This is a genomic window from Pseudonocardia thermophila (assembly GCF_900142365.1).
GTDB classification, from domain to species: domain Bacteria; phylum Actinomycetota; class Actinomycetes; order Mycobacteriales; family Pseudonocardiaceae; genus Pseudonocardia; species Pseudonocardia thermophila.
This window is the reverse complement of the sequence record NZ_FRAP01000004.1, coordinates 261,309-277,057: the sequence shown is the minus strand read 5'-3', so window position 1 is coordinate 277,057 and position 15,749 is coordinate 261,309. Positions and strand designations below refer to the sequence as shown.

At 72.8% G+C, this 15,749-nt stretch carries 13 protein-coding genes and 1 pseudogene; 10 read left to right on the top strand and 4 right to left on the bottom strand.

All coding sequences use genetic code 11. The features are described from left to right. Positions 1 to 111: 111 nt before the first annotated feature. Positions 112 to 1,038 (top strand): annotated as a pseudogene (locus tag BUE41_RS07660) (cupin domain-containing protein); the annotation flags it as partial. Between the two features lie 22 nt (positions 1,039 to 1,060). Here the strand turns inward: BUE41_RS07660 and BUE41_RS07655 are convergent. Then, on the bottom strand, positions 1,061 to 1,510 hold the full coding sequence (locus BUE41_RS07655) for an Lrp/AsnC family transcriptional regulator (RefSeq protein WP_234997042.1): 450 nt from the start codon (positions 1,508 to 1,510) through the stop codon (positions 1,061 to 1,063). Between the two features lie 124 nt (positions 1,511 to 1,634). On the opposite strand from BUE41_RS07655, the gene BUE41_RS07650 reads away from it, so the two are divergent. After that, positions 1,635 to 3,920 carry a transketolase-like TK C-terminal-containing protein gene (locus BUE41_RS07650; protein ID WP_073456222.1) on the top strand — a complete coding sequence of 762 codons (2,286 nt, stop codon included), beginning with the start codon at positions 1,635 to 1,637 and terminating at the stop codon, positions 3,918 to 3,920. Between the two features lie 63 nt (positions 3,921 to 3,983). After that, complete coding sequence (locus BUE41_RS07645) at positions 3,984 to 4,469, top strand: nitroreductase family deazaflavin-dependent oxidoreductase (protein WP_234997040.1); 486 nt, start codon at positions 3,984 to 3,986, stop codon at positions 4,467 to 4,469. Positions 4,470 to 4,556: 87 nt separating this feature from the next. Here the strand turns inward: BUE41_RS07645 and BUE41_RS07640 are convergent, their stop codons facing one another. Then, the gene (locus BUE41_RS07640) at positions 4,557 to 5,480 is read right to left on the bottom strand and encodes a proteasome assembly chaperone family protein (RefSeq protein WP_200803796.1); all 924 of its coding nucleotides are present in this window, start codon (positions 5,478 to 5,480) and stop codon (positions 4,557 to 4,559) included. A gap of 164 nt (positions 5,481 to 5,644) precedes the next feature. Between BUE41_RS07640 and BUE41_RS07635 the strand changes: the two genes are divergently transcribed. Genes BUE41_RS07635 through BUE41_RS07625 form a run of 3 tightly spaced genes read left to right on the top strand, consistent with a single transcriptional unit; the run spans position 5,645 to position 8,340 of the window. Next, positions 5,645 to 6,949, top strand: coding sequence for an MFS transporter (locus tag BUE41_RS07635; protein ID WP_073456220.1), 1,305 nt, complete (start codon positions 5,645 to 5,647; stop codon positions 6,947 to 6,949). 48 nt (positions 6,950 to 6,997) lie between these two features. Beyond that, positions 6,998 to 7,960 carry an ATP-binding protein gene (locus BUE41_RS07630; protein ID WP_073456218.1) on the top strand — a complete coding sequence of 321 codons (963 nt, stop codon included), beginning with the start codon at positions 6,998 to 7,000 and terminating at the stop codon, positions 7,958 to 7,960. Between the two features lie 11 nt (positions 7,961 to 7,971). Further along, positions 7,972 to 8,340 carry an SCO5389 family protein gene (locus tag BUE41_RS07625; RefSeq protein ID WP_073456216.1) on the top strand — a complete coding sequence of 123 codons (369 nt, stop codon included), beginning with the start codon at positions 7,972 to 7,974 and terminating at the stop codon, positions 8,338 to 8,340. A gap of 98 nt (positions 8,341 to 8,438) precedes the next feature. Here BUE41_RS07625 and BUE41_RS07620 read toward each other — a convergent pair whose 3' ends face one another. After that, the gene (locus BUE41_RS07620; protein ID WP_143172015.1) at positions 8,439 to 9,209 is read right to left on the bottom strand and encodes a PadR family transcriptional regulator; all 771 of its coding nucleotides are present in this window, start codon (positions 9,207 to 9,209) and stop codon (positions 8,439 to 8,441) included. A 173-nt stretch (positions 9,210 to 9,382) separates the two neighbouring features. Here BUE41_RS07620 and BUE41_RS07615 point away from each other — a divergent pair, with 173 nt between their 5' ends. From BUE41_RS07615 to BUE41_RS07600, 4 genes are all read left to right on the top strand, one after another. Beyond that, the gene (locus tag BUE41_RS07615) at positions 9,383 to 10,306 is read left to right on the top strand and encodes an acetaldehyde dehydrogenase (acetylating) (RefSeq protein ID WP_073456214.1); all 924 of its coding nucleotides are present in this window, start codon (positions 9,383 to 9,385) and stop codon (positions 10,304 to 10,306) included. Beyond that, positions 10,303 to 11,337 (top strand): 4-hydroxy-2-oxovalerate aldolase, encoded by a 1,035-nt coding sequence (gene dmpG, locus BUE41_RS07610; protein ID WP_073456212.1) that lies wholly within the window; start codon positions 10,303 to 10,305, stop codon positions 11,335 to 11,337. Before BUE41_RS07615 ends, dmpG begins: the two co-directional genes overlap by 4 nt. Then, the gene (locus tag BUE41_RS07605) at positions 11,334 to 12,779 is read left to right on the top strand and encodes an aldehyde dehydrogenase (protein WP_073456210.1); all 1,446 of its coding nucleotides are present in this window, start codon (positions 11,334 to 11,336) and stop codon (positions 12,777 to 12,779) included. The genes dmpG and BUE41_RS07605 overlap by 4 nt, the downstream gene beginning before the upstream one ends. Positions 12,780 to 12,876: 97 nt before the next feature. Beyond that, positions 12,877 to 14,439, top strand: a complete 1,563-nt coding sequence (locus tag BUE41_RS07600; RefSeq protein ID WP_234997038.1) for an MDR family MFS transporter — start codon at positions 12,877 to 12,879, stop codon at positions 14,437 to 14,439. Between the two features lie 28 nt (positions 14,440 to 14,467). On the opposite strand, the gene BUE41_RS07595 is transcribed toward BUE41_RS07600, so the two are convergent. Then, the gene (locus tag BUE41_RS07595; protein WP_073456207.1) at positions 14,468 to 15,724 is read right to left on the bottom strand and encodes a vWA domain-containing protein; all 1,257 of its coding nucleotides are present in this window, start codon (positions 15,722 to 15,724) and stop codon (positions 14,468 to 14,470) included. Positions 15,725 to 15,749: the final 25 nt, after the last annotated feature.

Here is a 15,749-nt window from a genome sequence, read left to right as displayed (position 1 = left end):
CCTTCGTCGGCGATGCTGCCACGAAAGTGCCGTTCGTGGCCTTCAGGGCGGCGCTGAGCGGTGCGCGCATGACTTGCCCGCCAGACATGCGTGTGCGTCTAGGCTCACCGCGTGGACGAGTTCGGCGGTCTCCTCGACGGCCCGCGGGCGCGGGGTGCCTTCCTCCTGCGCACGGTCATGGAGCCGCCGTGGTCGCTGCGCGTCCGGGACGAGGTCGCGCTGGCCGTGCTCGCCGTCGTGCGCGGTGAGGCGCACATGCGCTTCGCCGACGGCCGGGTGATCGACCTGCGGGCCGGCGACCTCGTGATCACCGTGGGTGGGCAGGAGTACGACATCGCCGACACCGCCGGCCGCCCGCCGGAGATCGTGATCCTCCCGGACGGCGAGTGCGCCACCCCGGACGGCCGGCCCGTGGAGACCACCACCCAGCTCGGCGTGCGCACGTGGGGCAACAGCGCCGCGGGCAGCACCGAGGTGCTGGTCGGCAACTACGCGGACGCGAGCACGCTCGGCGGGCGCGTGCTCGCCGGCTTGCCCGGGGTCATGGTGCTCGACGGGTTCGGCCACGACTCACCGGTGCTGGCGATGCTCGCCCAGGAGATCAGCACCGAGCGGCCGGGGCAGGAGGTCGTGCTCGACCGGCTCCTCGATCTCCTGCTGGTCACCGCGCTGCGGACCTGGTTCGAGCGACCCGGCGCGCCCGCTCCCGGCTGGTACGTCGCGGCCGCCGACCCGGTCGTCGGCCCCGCGCTGCGCGCCATGCAGGCCGATCCGGCGCGCCGGTGGACGGTCGCCGAGCTGGCCGCGCAGGCGCGGGTGTCGCGGGCTGCGCTGGCCCGCCGGTTCACCGAGCTGGTCGGCGAGCCACCGATGGCGTTCCTGGCCGGGCGGCGGCTGGCCCTGGCCGCCGATCTGCTCCGCGACACCGACGCCACGCTCGACGCGGTGGCCCGCCGGGTCGGCTACGGCTCCGGCTTCGCGCTCTCCGCGGCGTTCAAGCGGGTGCACGGGATCAGCCCGCGCGAGCACCGCGAGCGGGCCCGGCGGATCGCCCGGCAGATCACTGATCGGCGATCCGCCGCAGCAGCGGTTCGAGGCGGTGCGGCACCAGCCGGCGCATCACCAGCGACGTAGTCGTGCGCTCGACGCCTTCGATGGCCAGCAGCCGGCCCGCGATCCGGTAGAGATCGTCGCCGTCGCGGGCCACGACCTGCACGAGCAGGTCGACCTCGCCGGAGATGCCGAGCACCTCCACGACCTCCGGCACCGCGGCCAGCTCCTCCGCGACCTGGTCGAGGTAGCGCTGGCGCAGCACCATCAGCACGTACGCGGTGATCGGGTAACCCAGCTCGGCCGGGTCGACCCGCAGCTCGACGGCGGACAGATCCAGCCGGGCCAGCCGGGCCTGCACGGTGTTGCGGGAGACCCCGAGCCGTTCGGCGAGCGCGAGCGCGGAGGCGCGGGGATCCTCGGAGAGTGCGAGCAGCAGTCGGGCGTCGGTCGCGTCCACACTGCGCAGTCTGCCCCCTCCGGGGAAGCCTCGGAGTCCCGGGAACGTGCAGATTGCTCAAGGACTCGTGACCAGGTTGTGCAGTAGGTCGAGTCGTGTTGCAGTTGTCGTCGCAAGAAGACCAATGGAGGGGACGACAGTGATCGGGACCTCGCCGGCCGCCCTGCTGGAGATCGAGAAGCGGGTCCTCTGGCTCGCCACCGCGATCGTGCACCACGCCAACCGGGTACGGCCCAACCCGGAGGGGCTGAAGGTCGGCGGCCACCAGGCGTCCAGCGCGTCGATGGCGACGATCATGACCGCGCTGTGGTTCGAGCACCTCCGCGCGGGCGACCGGGTCTCGGTGAAGCCGCACGCCTCACCCGTCCTGCACGCCATCAACTACCTGCTGGGTGAGCTGGACGAGCACCACCTGACCACGCTGCGCGAGTTCGGCGGGCTGCAGAGCTACCCGAGCCGGGTCAAGGACCCCGACCCCGTGGACTACTCCACCGGCTCGGTCGGCATCGGTGCCACCGCTCCGATCTGGGGCGCGATCGCCCGCCGCTACGTGCGCGCGGGGGAGGGCCGGCAGTACTCGCTGGTCGGCGACGCCGAGCTGGACGAGGGTGCGGTGTGGGAGGCGATCCTCGACCCGATGGTCGCCGAGCTGGGCGAGGTCTGCTGGATCGTCGACCTCAACCGGCAGTCCCTCGACCGCGTCGTGCCCAACATCGGGGCGCCCCGCCTGCAGGGCATGTTCGAGGCCGCCGGCTGGCAGGTGATCACCGTCAAGTACGGCCGGCTGCTGGAGAAGCTGTTCGGCATGCCCGGCGGGCCGCAGCTGCGCCGACGCATCGACGAGATGACCAACCCGGAGTACCAGCGGCTGCTGCGGTGCTCCGCGCCCGAGCTGCGCACGCGCCTGCCCGACAACCCCGAGCTGCGCTCGCTCGTCGACCAGCTCGACGACGACACCCTCGTCGCGGCCCTGCGCAACCTCGGCGGCCACGATCTCGACGCGCTCGGCGACGCGTTCACCGACATCGACGACTCGCGCCCGACCGTGATCTTCGCCTACACGATCAAGGGCTACGGGCTCGCAACCGAGGGGCACCCGCAGAACCACTCCGCGCTGCTCACCCACGAGCAGCTCGCCGAGCTCGCCGAGCGGGTCGGCGCCGACGTGGACGACCCGTGGGCGAGGTTCCCCGAGGGCTCCGACGCTGCCCGGCTGTGCGCCGAGGTGGCGCAGCGCCTGCGCCGCGACCCAGTGCCCGCGCCCCCGAAGGTCGAGGTCCCCACGGACTTCGGCCGCACCCCGAGCGGCACCGCCAACACCCAGGCGGCGCTGGGCCGCACGCTGCTCGACCTCACCCGGTCCGCGCCGGACGCCGCCCGCCGGGTGGTCACCCTCGCCCCGGACGTGTCCAGCTCCACCAACCTCGGCGGCTGGGTGAACAAGGTCGGGGTGTGGTCGCCGCGCGAGCGCGTCGACTGGTTCGCCGACGATCCCGAGACGATCCTGCACTGGCGGGAACGGCCCGACGGCCAGCACATCGAGCTGGGCATCGCCGAGACCAACCTCGTCGGCCTGCTCGGCGAGCTCGGCGCCACGTGGAGCCGCTGGGGTGAGCCGCTGCTGCCCATCGGCGTCGTCTACGACCCGTTCGTCGAGCGAGCGCTGGAGCCGTGGTCGTTCGGGATCTACGCGGGCGGCCAGTCGATCCTGGTCGGCACCCCGTCGGGGGTGTCGCTGGCACCGGAGGGCGGCGCGCACCAGTCGATCACGACGCCGTCGGTGGGGCTGGAGCAGCCCGGCTGCGTCGCCTACGAGCCGGCCTTCGCGATCGACGTGGAGTGGACGCTGCTGGCCTGCCTCGCCAAGCTGGGCAGGCCGGACGGCAGCTCGGCCTACCTGCGGCTGTCCACGCGGCCGGTCGACCAGTCCCTCGCGCAGGTGCCGGCCGACCCGGCGGCCCGCGAACTGCGCCGGCGCCAGGTGGTGGCCGGGGCGTACCCACTGCGGCGCTGCGCGGGTCGACCGGAGGTGACGGTCGCGGCGATGGGCGCCATGGTGCCCGAGGCGCTCGCCGCCGCCGACCGGCTCGCCGAGCAGGGCGTGGCCACCGACGTGGTGTGCGTGACCAGCCCCGGCCTGGTCTTCGAGGCGGTGCAGGCCCGCTCCGGGCGCGGCTCGGCCGACACGTGGGTGCTCGAGTCGGCGTTCCCGCAGCACCGGGCCGCCCCGCTGGTCACGCTGCTCGACGGGCACCCGCACACGCTGGCGTTCCTCGCGAACATCCACCGCGTGCGGGCCGTCCACCTGGGCGTGACGAAGTTCGGCCAGTCCGGTGGGCTGCGCGACGTGTACCGCTACCACGGCATCGACGCCGACTCGGTCGTGGCCGCGGCACTGGACGTCCGCTGACCCAAGGCCGCGTGTGCACGGCACGACCTGCGCACACACCACCCCGGGGCTACGGTCGCCGACGTGGCGGGGCGCGGGAGTCGTGACGTGCGGGCGCGGCCGGTGCTGAGCGCGGCGACCCGGGTGGTGCTGTGGCTGTACGAGCACGGGCTGGGCGGTGTGCTCGGCCGGCGCTTCCTGCTCCTGCACCACACCGGTCGTCGGTCCGGGCGGGCGTACACGACGCCGCTGGAGATCGTCGGCCGCACGGTCTCCGGGGCGCCGATCGTGGTCGCCGGATTCGGCGACGCGGACTGGCTGCGCAACCTCACCGCAGGTGGACCCGCCGCGGCCACCGTCGGGCGGAGGCGGACGCCGGTCGCTGCCCGCCGGCTGGGCATCCCGGAGGCCGCCGACGCGCTCGCGGCCTACGAGCGGCGGCACGGGCCGGCCGCACCCCTGGTGCGCCGGCTGCTCTCGGCGCTGCTCGGGTGGCGGTACCGCGGCGGGGCGGCGGACCGGCTGCGGGCGGCGGAGCAGCTGCCGATGGTCGCGCTGGAACCGGGCTGAGCCGGAACTCGGACCCGCGCAGGGTGCGGTCTCCGCGCACATGCTGGGGTGGGCCATGTGCGCGGGGTCCCCACCCTGCGCGCCGGGTCAGGACTGGCGGGGCGGCTCCTCCGGCGGATCGGTGCGCTCGGCGAGGAACCGCTCCACCTCCGCGCCGAGCTCCTCCGCGCTGGGCAGGTTGCCGTCCAGTCCGAACACGCCGCGGTCGCCGCGGCCGGACACCACCGCGTCGTACTGGCGCTCCAGCGCGTCGACGATCTGGCGCACCTCGTCGGAGGCCGCGACCTGCGCGGAGATCTCCTCGTCGGCCTGGCGGGCCGCCTCGGAGAGCGCCTCGGTCGGCAGGTACAGCTTGGCGGCCAGTCCCACGTGGTCGAGCAGCACGCGCGCGGCCTGCGGGTACTCCGCGCGGGCCAGGTAGTGCGGCACGTGCACGGCGAAGCCCACCGCGTCGTGGCCCGCCTCGCCGAGGCGGTACTCCATGAGCGCGATCGCGCTGCCCGGAACCTCGGCGGTCGAGAACCACGCCTCGTGCCCCTCGGTCAGCTCGGGGCGGGTGCCGTGCACGGTCACGCCGATCGGGCGGGTGTGCGGCACGGCGAGCGGGATCGCCGACAGGTTGATCACCAGACGCACGTGGAAGTGGCGCACCAGCTGCACGATCGCCGCGCAGAACCGCTCCCACTGGGTGTCCGGCTCGGGGCCGGCCAGCAGCAGGTACTCCTGGCCGGTGGTGTCGGCGAGCGCGACGACGTCGAGCTGCGGCGCCGCGTAGGACGCCCAGTGGTCGGTGTCGAACCGCAGCGCCGGCCGGCGCGACCGGTAGTCGACGAGCTGGTCGACGTCGAACCGCGCGACCGTGCGAGGCTCCTGCCCGGCGAGCAGCGCGGCCACGCTGAGGCGCGTGGCGGCGCCTGCATCGACGAACCCGTCGAGCGCCACGATGAGCACCGGGTCGTCGACGTCGATGTCGGCCACGATCTCGTACAGCCCGGCTGGGTCGAGCACCACGTCCACATCCCTTCCTCGCGGTCGACAACGTGGAACCGCACACACAGCATCCCGGTCCGCCGGTGGCTCGTGCAGGCAGGGGGCGTGTGCGATCGGCCGCACAGGTGACCCCGCACGCACCGCGTACCGGTCAGCACTGCTCGTGACGCACGATGGGGGCCGTCATGGCTGCGGATTGGGGACTCGACCGGCGGTCTGCCGTCGTCTGGACGGTGGGTCTGGCGGCCTACCTGATCGGCGTCATGCACCGCACCTCGTTCGGGGTGGCAGGGCTGGACGCCGCCGAACGCTACACCACGGGACCGGCGCTGCTGTCCGGTTTCATCGTGCTCCAGCTGATCGTCTACGCGGCGCTGCAGGTGCCGGCCGGGGTGCTGCTCGACCGGTTCGGCGCCCGCAAGGTCATCACCGTGGGCGGGCTGACGATGGCCGCCGGGCAGATCCTGCTCGGGCTGTCCACCACGCTGCCGGTGGCGATCGCCGCGCGGGTGCTCGTCGGCATCGGCGACGCGATGACGTTCGTCAGCATGTTCTCCCTGGTGCCGGCGTGGTTCACCGCGCGGCGGGTGCCGCTGATGACCCAGTTGACCGGGTTGATCGGGCAGCTGGGGCAGGTCCTGTCGGCCCTGCCGCTGGCGGCGGTGCTGCACGGCGCCGGCTGGACACCGGCGTTCGTGTCGGCCGGCGGGATCGGGGTCTTCGTGGCGACCGCGGCCTGGATCGTGGTGCGCGACCGTCCGCCGAGCGTGCCGGCGCCCCCACGGGTTGGCGGCCTGCGGGACGTGCTGGCCGGGGTCCGGGATTCGTGGCGGGAGCCGGGCACGCGGCTCGGGTTCTGGTCGCACACCGGCACGCAGTTCTCCGGCCATGTGTTCGCCCTGCTGTGGGGGGTGCCGTACCTGGTGGCCGGGCAGGGGTGGAGCCCGGCCGCGGCCGCGGGGATGCTCACGCTGCTCGTCGCGACCGGGATCGCGGCCGGTCCGCTGTTCGGGGAGTTCACCGCGCGGCACCCGATGCGCCGGTCGCTGCTGGTGATCGCGGTGATCGTCACGACTGCGCTGATGTGGACGGTGGTGCTGCTCGTGCCACCGCCCGCGCCGACGTGGCTGCTGGTCCTGCTGGTGCTCGTGCTCGCCACCGGTGGGCCGGGCTCGATGGTGGGGTTCGACTACGCGCGCACGTTCAACCCCGCCCACCGCAGCGGAACCGCCGTCGCGCTGGTCAACATCGGCGGCTTCACCGCGACGCTGCTGATCGCCTTCGCCGTGGGCGCGGTGCTCGGCGCGGTCTCGCCGGACGCGTACACCCCGGAGGCGTTCCGGGTCGCCTGGACCGTGCAGTACGCGGTGTGGGCCGTCGCGATCGTCGGCGTGCTGCTGTGCCGGCGCACAGCCCGCCGCAAGCTCGCGGCGGAGGGCGTGGTCGTCCCGCCGCTGCGGGAGGCGCTGGCTCGCCGACTCGGGCGATGATCGGCCCCGACAGCTTCACACGAAAGTGAAAACCGTTATCGTTGGCGAATGCGCATCGCCTTCGTCGGCAAGGGCGGCAGCGGCAAGACCACGTCTGCCGCCGTCTTCGCCCGCCTCCTCGCCGCGTCCGGCCACCGGGTGGTGGCCGTCGACGCCGACATCAACCAGCACCTCGGTGTCGCGCTCGGCCACGAGGGCCCGCCGCCGCGCGCGATGGGCACCGATCTCCCCTGGCTGAAGGACCACCTGCGCGGCACCAACCCGCGCATCCCCAGCGCCGACGTCATGATCAAGACGACGCCGCCGGGGCGCGGATCGCGGCTCGTCCACCTCGATCCCGACGACGAGGTGCTGCGCCGCTACGCAGCACCGGCCGAGGTGCCGTACGTCGTCACCGGCGAGTTCGCCGAGTCCGACATCGGCGTCTCCTGCTACCACTCCAAGACCGGCGCGGTGGAGCTGTGGCTCAACCACCTCGTCGACGGGCCGGGGGAGTACGTGGTCGTCGACATGACCGCGGGTGCGGACGCCTTCGCCTCCGGCTTGTTCACCCGGTTCGACCTGACCGTCCTGGTCTGCGAGCCGACCCGGCGCGGGGTCGGCGTGTACCGGCAGTACGCGAGCCACGCCGCAGAGTTCGGTGTCCCGCTGCGCGTGCTCGGCAACAAGGTCACCGACACCGCCGACGAGGAGTGGCTGCGCGCCGAGGTGGACAAGGTGGAGCCGGGTGCGCTGCTGGGCTGCGTCCACCACTCGGCGTGGGTCCGGGCCGCCGAGCGCGGCACCGCCGCCCCCGTCGCCGAGCTGGAACCGGTCAACCGGGCCGCGTTCGAGGCCGTGCGCGCCGCCCTCGACGCGCAGCCGCGCGACGACGCGTTCTGGGACCGCTACCACCGCACGACCATCGACTTCCACCTGCGCAACGCCGCTGCGTGGGGGAACCGCTCGACCGGCACCGACCTGGCCGAGCAGATCGATCCCGAGTTCACCTATCCCGTTCCCGTCAGCTGACAGGAGTCCACATGTCGCTCGATGTCCCTGCCGACGTCCTCGCCTCCGCCGAGCGCGGGGAGCTGACCGACGAGCAGTTCCTCGCCGTCGTGCGCGAGTCGCTGCCGTACGCGTGGGAGGTCGTGACCGCCGCGGTCGAGAACGGGGAGCACTCCGTCCCGCCGCCGTCCGAGGCCCACCGCGGCCAGCTGCTTCGGGCGCTGGCCAGCACGTCCATCCGCACCGCGCTGGAACGGCACTTCGGGGTGGCCCTGGCGTTCCAGAACTGCCACAAGGTCGGCGCTTTCCCGCTCGACCAGGTCGGGGGAGCGGCCTACCAGGAGTTCATCAGCCCGCGGGCGCAGATCCTGAACCAGACCCCGCAGCTGCGCGACTGCTGATGGGTCTGCGCGACCGCTGATGGGTCGACGGACGACGAACGGCCCTTTCGTCAGCGATGCTGCTCACGAAAGGGCCGTTCGTCGCGCTCGGGCCGGGCTCACTCCGCCAGCAGGCGGTAGATGGCCTTGCGCGCCTCGGTCACGGACTCGGCCGCCGCGGTGATCTGCTCCGGCGTGCCGGTGGCCGCGACCTGGTGCGCGGCCGCGATCAGCTGGTGCAGCTGCTCCATCAGCGCGCGGGCCGCGGCGGACTCGGGGTCGGCCGGGTCGTCGGTGACCGACTCCCACACCCGGTCGAGCTCCTCTCGGTGCTCGTCGACGTAGGTGGTACCGGCCTCGGTCAGGCTGACGACCCGGCGGCCCTCGCTCTTCTCGATCGAGACCAGGCCCTCGTCCTCCAGCTGGGACAGCGTGGGGTAGACGGAGCCGGGGCTCGGCCGCCACGCGCCGCCGGTGCGTTCGGCGATCTCCTGGATGATCTCGTAGCCGTGCCGCGGCTGCTCGGCCACGAGGGCGAGCACGGCCAGGCGGATGTCACCGCGGGCAGGTCGGCGGCCGCGGCGCCCGCGCCGGCCGCCGAACCCGCGGCCGGGACCGAACGGGCCGAACGGGCCGGGCCGGAACGGCGGGCCGAACTCGGGCCCGAAGCCGGGGCCGAAACCGGGCCGGCGCGCGTGGCGGAGACGTTCGGCGCGCGGGTCGTCGCCGTGGTCGCCGAAGTGGGGTCCGGCCTCGTGGCGGGGGACGTCGTGAGCTGCGTTCATCGGGCTGGCCATGGGGCGCAACGGCGGGCCGCCGCGGAAGCGGCGACGCAGCTCGCGGCCGATCGCGGGCCCGAAGGGCAGGTCGAAAGCGGGGTTCGCGGTCATCGCGGATCTCCTCGGGTGGGCGTAGGGCGAGCAGTAGCTCGCGTGCTTTCACGATATATCGGAATCTATCACAAGAAGAAGGTGACGGCGCTCACAACCTTCTGCGTCAAGCGTTTCGATGAGCGGAACGTCGTTGTTCCCGCCGCGCCCGCGCCGGCGCGACGATCGCCCGCATGAGCCCAGCAACAGCGGTCCCGGCGGCCATCGTCGGACCGGGCAACATCGGCACCGACCTCCTGGCGAAGCTGGAGCGCAGCGCGCTCGTCGACGTGAAGTACGTGGTCGGGGTCGTCGAGTCGGACGGCCTGGCGCGGGCGCGGGAGAAGGGCATCGCGGCGTCGGCGGAGGGCGTGGACTGGCTGCTGCGCCAGGACCCGCTGCCCGAGATCGTCTTCGAGGCCACCTCGGCGAAGGCGCACATCGCCAACGCCCCGCGCTACGCCGAGGCCGGCATCCAGGCCGTCGACCTCACCCCGGCACACCTCGGTCCGATGGTGTGCCCGCCGGTCAACCTGCGCGACCACATCGACGCACCGAACGTCTCCATGATCACCTGCGGCGGGCAGGCCACGATCCCGATGGTGTACGCGGTCTCCCGCGTCACCCCGGTGCCCTACGCCGAGATCGTCGCCTCGGTCGCGTCCCGCTCGGCGGGCCCCGGCACCCGCGCCAACATCGATGAGTTCACCCACACCACCTCCCGGGCGGTGGCCGAGGTCGGCGGCGCGCAGCGCGGCAAGGCGATCATCATCCTCAACCCGGTCGAGCCACCGATCATCATGCGCGACACGGTCTTCTGCATGATCGCGCCGGACGCCGATCGCGACCGGATCACCGCCTCGATCCACGAGATGGTGGCCGAGGTCCAGCAGTACGTCCCCGGGTACACGCTGCGCGCCGAGCCGCAGTACGACGAGCCGCGCGAGAACTGGGGCGGCAACGCCCGGGTGGCGATGTTCCTGGAGGTCAAGGGCAACGGCGACTACCTGCCGCCGTACGCCGGGAACCTCGACATCATGACCGCCGCGGCGGCCCGGGTGGGTGAGCTGATGGCCGCGCGCAAGCTCGAGGCCGAGCAGCAGGAGGTCCAGGCATGAGCCGGCCGGAACTCGCGCACGACGTGCGTCTGATCGACACCACCCTGCGCGACGGCAGCCACGCCATGGCGCACCAGTTCACCGAGCAGCAGGTGCGCGACACCGTCCGCGCGCTCGACGCCGCGGGCGTCGAGGTCATCGAGGTCTCCCACGGCGACGGCATCGGTGGCAGCTCGTTCAACTACGGCTTCAGCCACACCGACGAGATGAAGCTGATCGCCGCCGCCCGCGAGGAGGCCAAGCAGGCCAGGATCGCGGTGCTGCTGGTGCCGGGCATCGGCACCGTGGAGGACCTGAAACGGGCCCACGACGCCGGCGCCGACATGGTCCGCGTGGCCACCCACTGCACCGAGGCCGACATCTCCCCGCAGCACTTCGGCGCTGCCCGCGACCTGGGGATGGAGACCGTCGGGTTCCTCATGATGGCGCACCGCACCTCGCCGGAGGAGCTGGCGAAGCAGGCCCGGATCATGGTCGACGCCGGCTGCCAGGCGCCCTACTGCACCGACTCGGCGGGTGCGCTGCTCATGCACGAGGCGAAGGCCCGGTTCGAGGCGCTGGTCGCCGAGGTCGGCGACGAGGCGTGGGTCGGCTACCACGGCCACCAGAACCTCAGCTTCGGCGTGGCGAACTCGGTGATCGCCTACGAGTGCGGCGTCCGCTACATCGACGGGTCGCTGTGCGCCCTCGGCGCCGGGGCGGGCAACTCGCCGACCGAGGTGCTCGCCGCGGTGTTCGACCGGCTCGGCGTCGACACCGGAGTGGACGTGATGGCCCTGTTCAACGCCGCCGAGGACGTCGTGCGGCCGTACCTGCCGCGCTGGCCGAAGATGGACCGCAACGCGGTCGTGCAGGGCTGGGCCGGCGTGTACTCGTCCTTCCTGCTGCACGCCGAGACCGCGGCCGAGCGCTACAAGGTGCCCGCGCACGCGATCCTGCGCCGCTGCGGCGAGATCGGTCTGGTCGGCGGCCAGGAGGACATGATCATCGACGTGGCGATCCAGCTCGCGGCCGAGGGGGTCGAGGCATGACCGAGACGTTCGGGCACGTCATCGACGGGGACGAGTGCGACTCGCTCGACGGCGCGCGCTTCGACTCCGTCGACCCGTACACGCAGGAGGTCTGGGCGAGCGTGGCGCTCGGCGGGGCGGCGGAGGCCGATCTCGCCGTCGCCGCGGCCCGCCGGGCGTTCGACGAGGGGCCGTGGCCGCGGATGGGCTTCGCCGAGCGCGGGACCCTGCTGCACAAGCTCGCCGACCTGGTCGAACAGCACGCCGACGAGCTGGCCATGGCCGACACCCGCGACATGGGCAAGCCGCTGGCCGACGCCAAGGGCAAGGACGTGCCGCGGACTGCGCAGAACTTCCGGTTCTTCGCCGACCACGCCCGGCTGGCCGCCGCGGAGACGCTGCCGATGGACTCCGGCCACCACACTTACACCCGGTACGAGCCGGCCGGCGTGGTCGCCGCCATCGCGCCGTGGAACTTCCCGCTCATGCTGGAGAGCTGGAAGGTCGCCCCGGCTCTGGCCTGGGGCAACACCGTGGTGCTCAAGCCGGCCGAGGACACCCCGGTCTCGGCGACGCTCCTGGCCAGGCTCGCGCTGGAGGCGGGCATCCCGCCGGGCGTGTTCAACGTGGTGCACGGGTACGGGCCGAACTCAGCCGGCTCCGCGCTCACCGAGGACCCGCGGGTCGACCGGATCACGTTCACCGGCGAGTCGGGCACCGGGCGGATCATCACCGCGGCAGCGGCGAAGAACCTCACCCCGGTCAGCCTGGAGCTGGGCGGCAAGGGCGCGAACCTGGTGTTCGCCGACGCCGACCTGGACACGGCCGTCGACTGGTCGATCAAGGCGATCTTCAGCAACGCCGGCCAGGTGTGCCTCGCGGGATCGCGGCTGTACGTGCAGCGGCCGGTGCTCGAAGAGTTCCTCACCCGGTTCGTCGCGGCTGCTGAGGCGCTGGTGCTCGGCGACCCGAAGCAGTCCGGCACCCAGATCGGCCCGTTGGCCTCGCGCACCCACTACGAGAAGGTTCGCGGCTACGTCGAGGCGGCGGAGCGGGGCGGGTCCGGCAAGGTGCTGACGGGCGGCCTCGCCGACGGCTGGTTCGTACGGCCCACCGTCGTCGTCGACGTCCCGGCCGACGCGCCGCTGCAGCGCGAGGAGGTGTTCGGCCCGGTCGTCACCGTCACCCCGTTCGAGACGGAGGCGGAGGCCGTGCACGCCGCCAACGACACGCCGTTCGGGCTCAACGCGATGGTGTTCACCGAGAACCTCTCGCGCGCCCACCGGGTCGCCGCGCAGCTGCGCGCGGGCACGATCTGGACGAACTGCTTCTTCATCCGGGATCTGCGCGCCCCGTTCGGCGGGTTCGGCGACTCCGGGTGGGGCCGCGAGGGCGGGAACTTCAGCCGTGAGTTCTTCACCGAGCCCAAAGCGGTGGTGATGGCGATCGACCACCGCGGCTGACCCGATCGGCGACGTGCTCACCTGATCGTGAGGAAGATCGCGGTGTCGCTGATCACGGACGGCGTCGGCGCTCACCTCCTGCTGCCACGATCGGCGGGTGAGCGTCGACGACCGGGTCCGTGAGGACGCACCCGTCCGTCAGGCAGCCGAGATCGCGCAGCCCACCGCGGGCGAGCGCGGCTGGATCCTGCCCATGCTGGTGCTCGTCGCCGGCATGTTCATGTCGATCCTCGACACCACGATCGTCAACGTTGCGGTGGTCGACATCCAGCGCGACTTCGGCGCCACCACCGACCAGGTCCAGTGGATCGCCACCGCCTACACCCTCGCCGAGGGCGTCGTGGTGCCGGTGAGCGCCTGGCTGGGCCTGCGGTTCGGGATGAAGCGCGTCTACAACATCGCGCTGGTCCTGTTCGCCGCGGGCTCGGTGCTGTGCGGGCTGGCGTGGAGCCTCGACTCGCTGATCGTCTTCCGCGTGGTGCAGGCGATCCCGGGCGGGGTGCTGCCCGCGGTCACGCTCACGATGGTCTACGCGCTGGTGCCGAAGGACAAGATCGGCCAGGCCATGGCCGTGTACGGGCTGGGGGTGATCTTCGCCCCGGCGCTGGGCCCGGTCGTGGGCGGCTACCTCGTCGAGTACGTCGACTGGCGGCTGATCTTCTTCATCAACCTGCCGATCGGCGTGCTCGGCGCGCTCGCCGCCGTGGTCGTGCTGCCGTCCTTCGACACCGAGCGGGCCGGCAAGTTCGATCTGTGGGGCTTCGCCGCCATCGCGACGTCGCTGGGAGCGCTGCTGCTGGCCCTGGAGGAGGGCAGCGCGTGGGGCTGGACGTCCGGCCCGATCGTCACGCTGTTCGCGATCTCGATCCTCTCGCTGGCGCTGTTCGTGGTGATCGAGCTCGAGGTCGACGAGCCCCTGCTCGACGTGCGGGTGTTCCTCACCTGGCAGTACACGAACTCGCTGCTGCTCATCGCGATCCAGGTCGCCGGGTTGTTCGCGGTCGTGTTCTACGTGCTGCTGTTCCTGCAGCAGGCTCAGGGCCTCGGGGCGTTCGAGGCCGGGCTCATGCTGCTGCCGCAGGCTCTGGCCATGGCCGTCGTCATGCCGGTCGCCGGGCTGCTCTACGACAGGATCGGACCGCGCTGGCTGGCCGTCACGGGCCTCGCGATCAGCGCGTACGGCACCTTCCTGATGCATGACCTCACCGTCGACACCTCCCGCACGACCGTCGTGTGGCTGCTGGTGCTGCGCGCCGTCGGGTTGGGGCTGGCGATGATGCCGATCATGGGCGGCGGCGTGGCGGCGGTGCCGCCGCACCTCGTGCCCGCCGCGAGCGCCTACAACAACGTCGTGCAGCGCGCGTCCCAGGCGTTCGGGCTGGCCGTGCTCACCGCGTTCATGACCAACTGGCAGGCGTCGCTGCTGAGCGGGCGGGCCGCGCTCGTGCCCGCCGGGGCGCCCGCGGTCGGCCCGGCCGCCGAGCAGGCGATGCTGCAGACCTACCAGCTGTACGCGCGGACCCAGACGCAGGTGTTCGTCGACGCGCTCGACCAGCTCATGCTGGTGACCTCCGCGCTGACCGCAGTGGGGATCGTGCTGGCGCTGTTCCTGCGGTCGGGGCCGTCCGGCTCCGACGGGCCGGCCGTCATGATGCACTGATCAGCCGGCACCGATCAGCCGGCACCGATCAGCCGGCACCGACGATGCCGGCGGCCCGGGCCGCGCGCAGCCAGTCCGGGAACTCGCTGAGCAGCCGCTGGTAGAGCTCGGCGTCGGAGACGGAGTCGACGTCGTCGAGGGCGAAGAAGCCCGCGTTGTCCACGACCCGGCCGGGCAGCTCGTCGAGCGACTCCAGCAGGCCGTAGTTGGCCTTGCCGATGCCGACGAACTGCCAGAACGCCGGCAGGTGCGCAGCCTCCGTCATGAGCTCGGCGATCTCGCGCTTGCGGGAGAAGCCGCCGTCGGTGAAGAACAGCACCAGCGTCGGCGTGCGCCGGCCGCGCAGCCCCGCCATGACCTCCGTCATGATCGCGATCTCGTCGTTGGCGTGGCCGATCCGGTCGTAGTCGATGCCGCCGTGCACGCCCCGCAGGTGCAGGAACTGCCCGGGCCACCACTCGAGATCGGCCACGCGCAGGTCGGGCAGCCGGGCGAACGAGCGCGCGTACAGGTAGGGCTCGAGGACGCCGTCGTCGTCGAGCTGGACGGCCACCGGCACCATCCGCTCCACCACCCGGTGCACGACGCCGTCCCGGTACTGGCGGTGCATGGACCCGGTCTTGTCGATCACCAGCAGGATCCGCGCGCGCTCCCCGGCGGCGCCCTTGGTCAGCAGGACTCGGTGCACCTCCTTCTTGCGCAGGTCCAGCTGCTGGCGCTTGACCAGGGAGAGCTTCTCCTCGCCGGGCACGGTGCGCACCGCGGCCGCCGGCTGCGGCTCCTCGGGGGCGTCGTCGACGGTGACCCCGTGCTCGCGCACCAGCGCCGCCAGGCCCTCGGTCCAGCCCGCCGACTCCGAGCGGACCTTCCAGCCGCCACCGCGGCGGTAGACCTCGACCAGCACCGCCGCCCGCTCGGTGGTGAGCCCTTCGGCGCGGGCCACGATCCGCTGCCCGTCGTCGGTGACGGTCACACCGAGCCCGGGCACGTCGGCGAGCGCGCCCGGCACGCCCGCGTCGAGCGCGACGGCGACCGCCAGCCGGGCCACATCGGCGGGGACGCCGGCCGGATCGACCTGCACCCGGTCGGTCCCGGCGAGCCGCACGGCGCCCTCCGGCGAGGCCGGGTTGTTGAAGAACACCAGGTCCGCGTCGGAGCGCACCCGCCGGTCGGCACCGAGCTGGAACACGAACAGGTCAACTGCGCCGGGGCGGGCGCCGAGGACCGCGAGATCCAGCGGGCCACCGGAGAGGGGCGCGTTGGCGCCGCGCTGAAGATCGGGCATACGGCGCATTCTGCCGGTGGCGGGA

What these genes read in the sequence shown, in the direction of transcription:
- BUE41_RS07605 (WP_073456210.1), top strand. Translation starts at nt 11,334, where the DNA reads ATGACCGAGACGTTCGGGCACGTCATCGACGGGGACGAGTGCGACTCG.
- BUE41_RS07620 (WP_143172015.1), bottom strand. Translation starts at nt 9,209, where the DNA reads ATGACCGCGAACCCCGCTTTCGACCTGCCCTTCGGGCCCGCGATCGGC.
- BUE41_RS07615 (WP_073456214.1), top strand. Translation starts at nt 9,383, where the DNA reads ATGAGCCCAGCAACAGCGGTCCCGGCGGCCATCGTCGGACCGGGCAAC.
- dmpG (WP_073456212.1), top strand. Translation starts at nt 10,303, where the DNA reads ATGAGCCGGCCGGAACTCGCGCACGACGTGCGTCTGATCGACACCACC.
- BUE41_RS07650 (WP_073456222.1), top strand. Translation starts at nt 1,635, where the DNA reads ATGGAGGGGACGACAGTGATCGGGACCTCGCCGGCCGCCCTGCTGGAG.
- BUE41_RS07595 (WP_073456207.1), bottom strand. Translation starts at nt 15,724, where the DNA reads ATGCCCGATCTTCAGCGCGGCGCCAACGCGCCCCTCTCCGGTGGCCCG.
- BUE41_RS07635 (WP_073456220.1), top strand. Translation starts at nt 5,645, where the DNA reads ATGGCTGCGGATTGGGGACTCGACCGGCGGTCTGCCGTCGTCTGGACG.
- BUE41_RS07630 (WP_073456218.1), top strand. Translation starts at nt 6,998, where the DNA reads ATGCGCATCGCCTTCGTCGGCAAGGGCGGCAGCGGCAAGACCACGTCT.
- BUE41_RS07625 (WP_073456216.1), top strand. Translation starts at nt 7,972, where the DNA reads ATGTCGCTCGATGTCCCTGCCGACGTCCTCGCCTCCGCCGAGCGCGGG.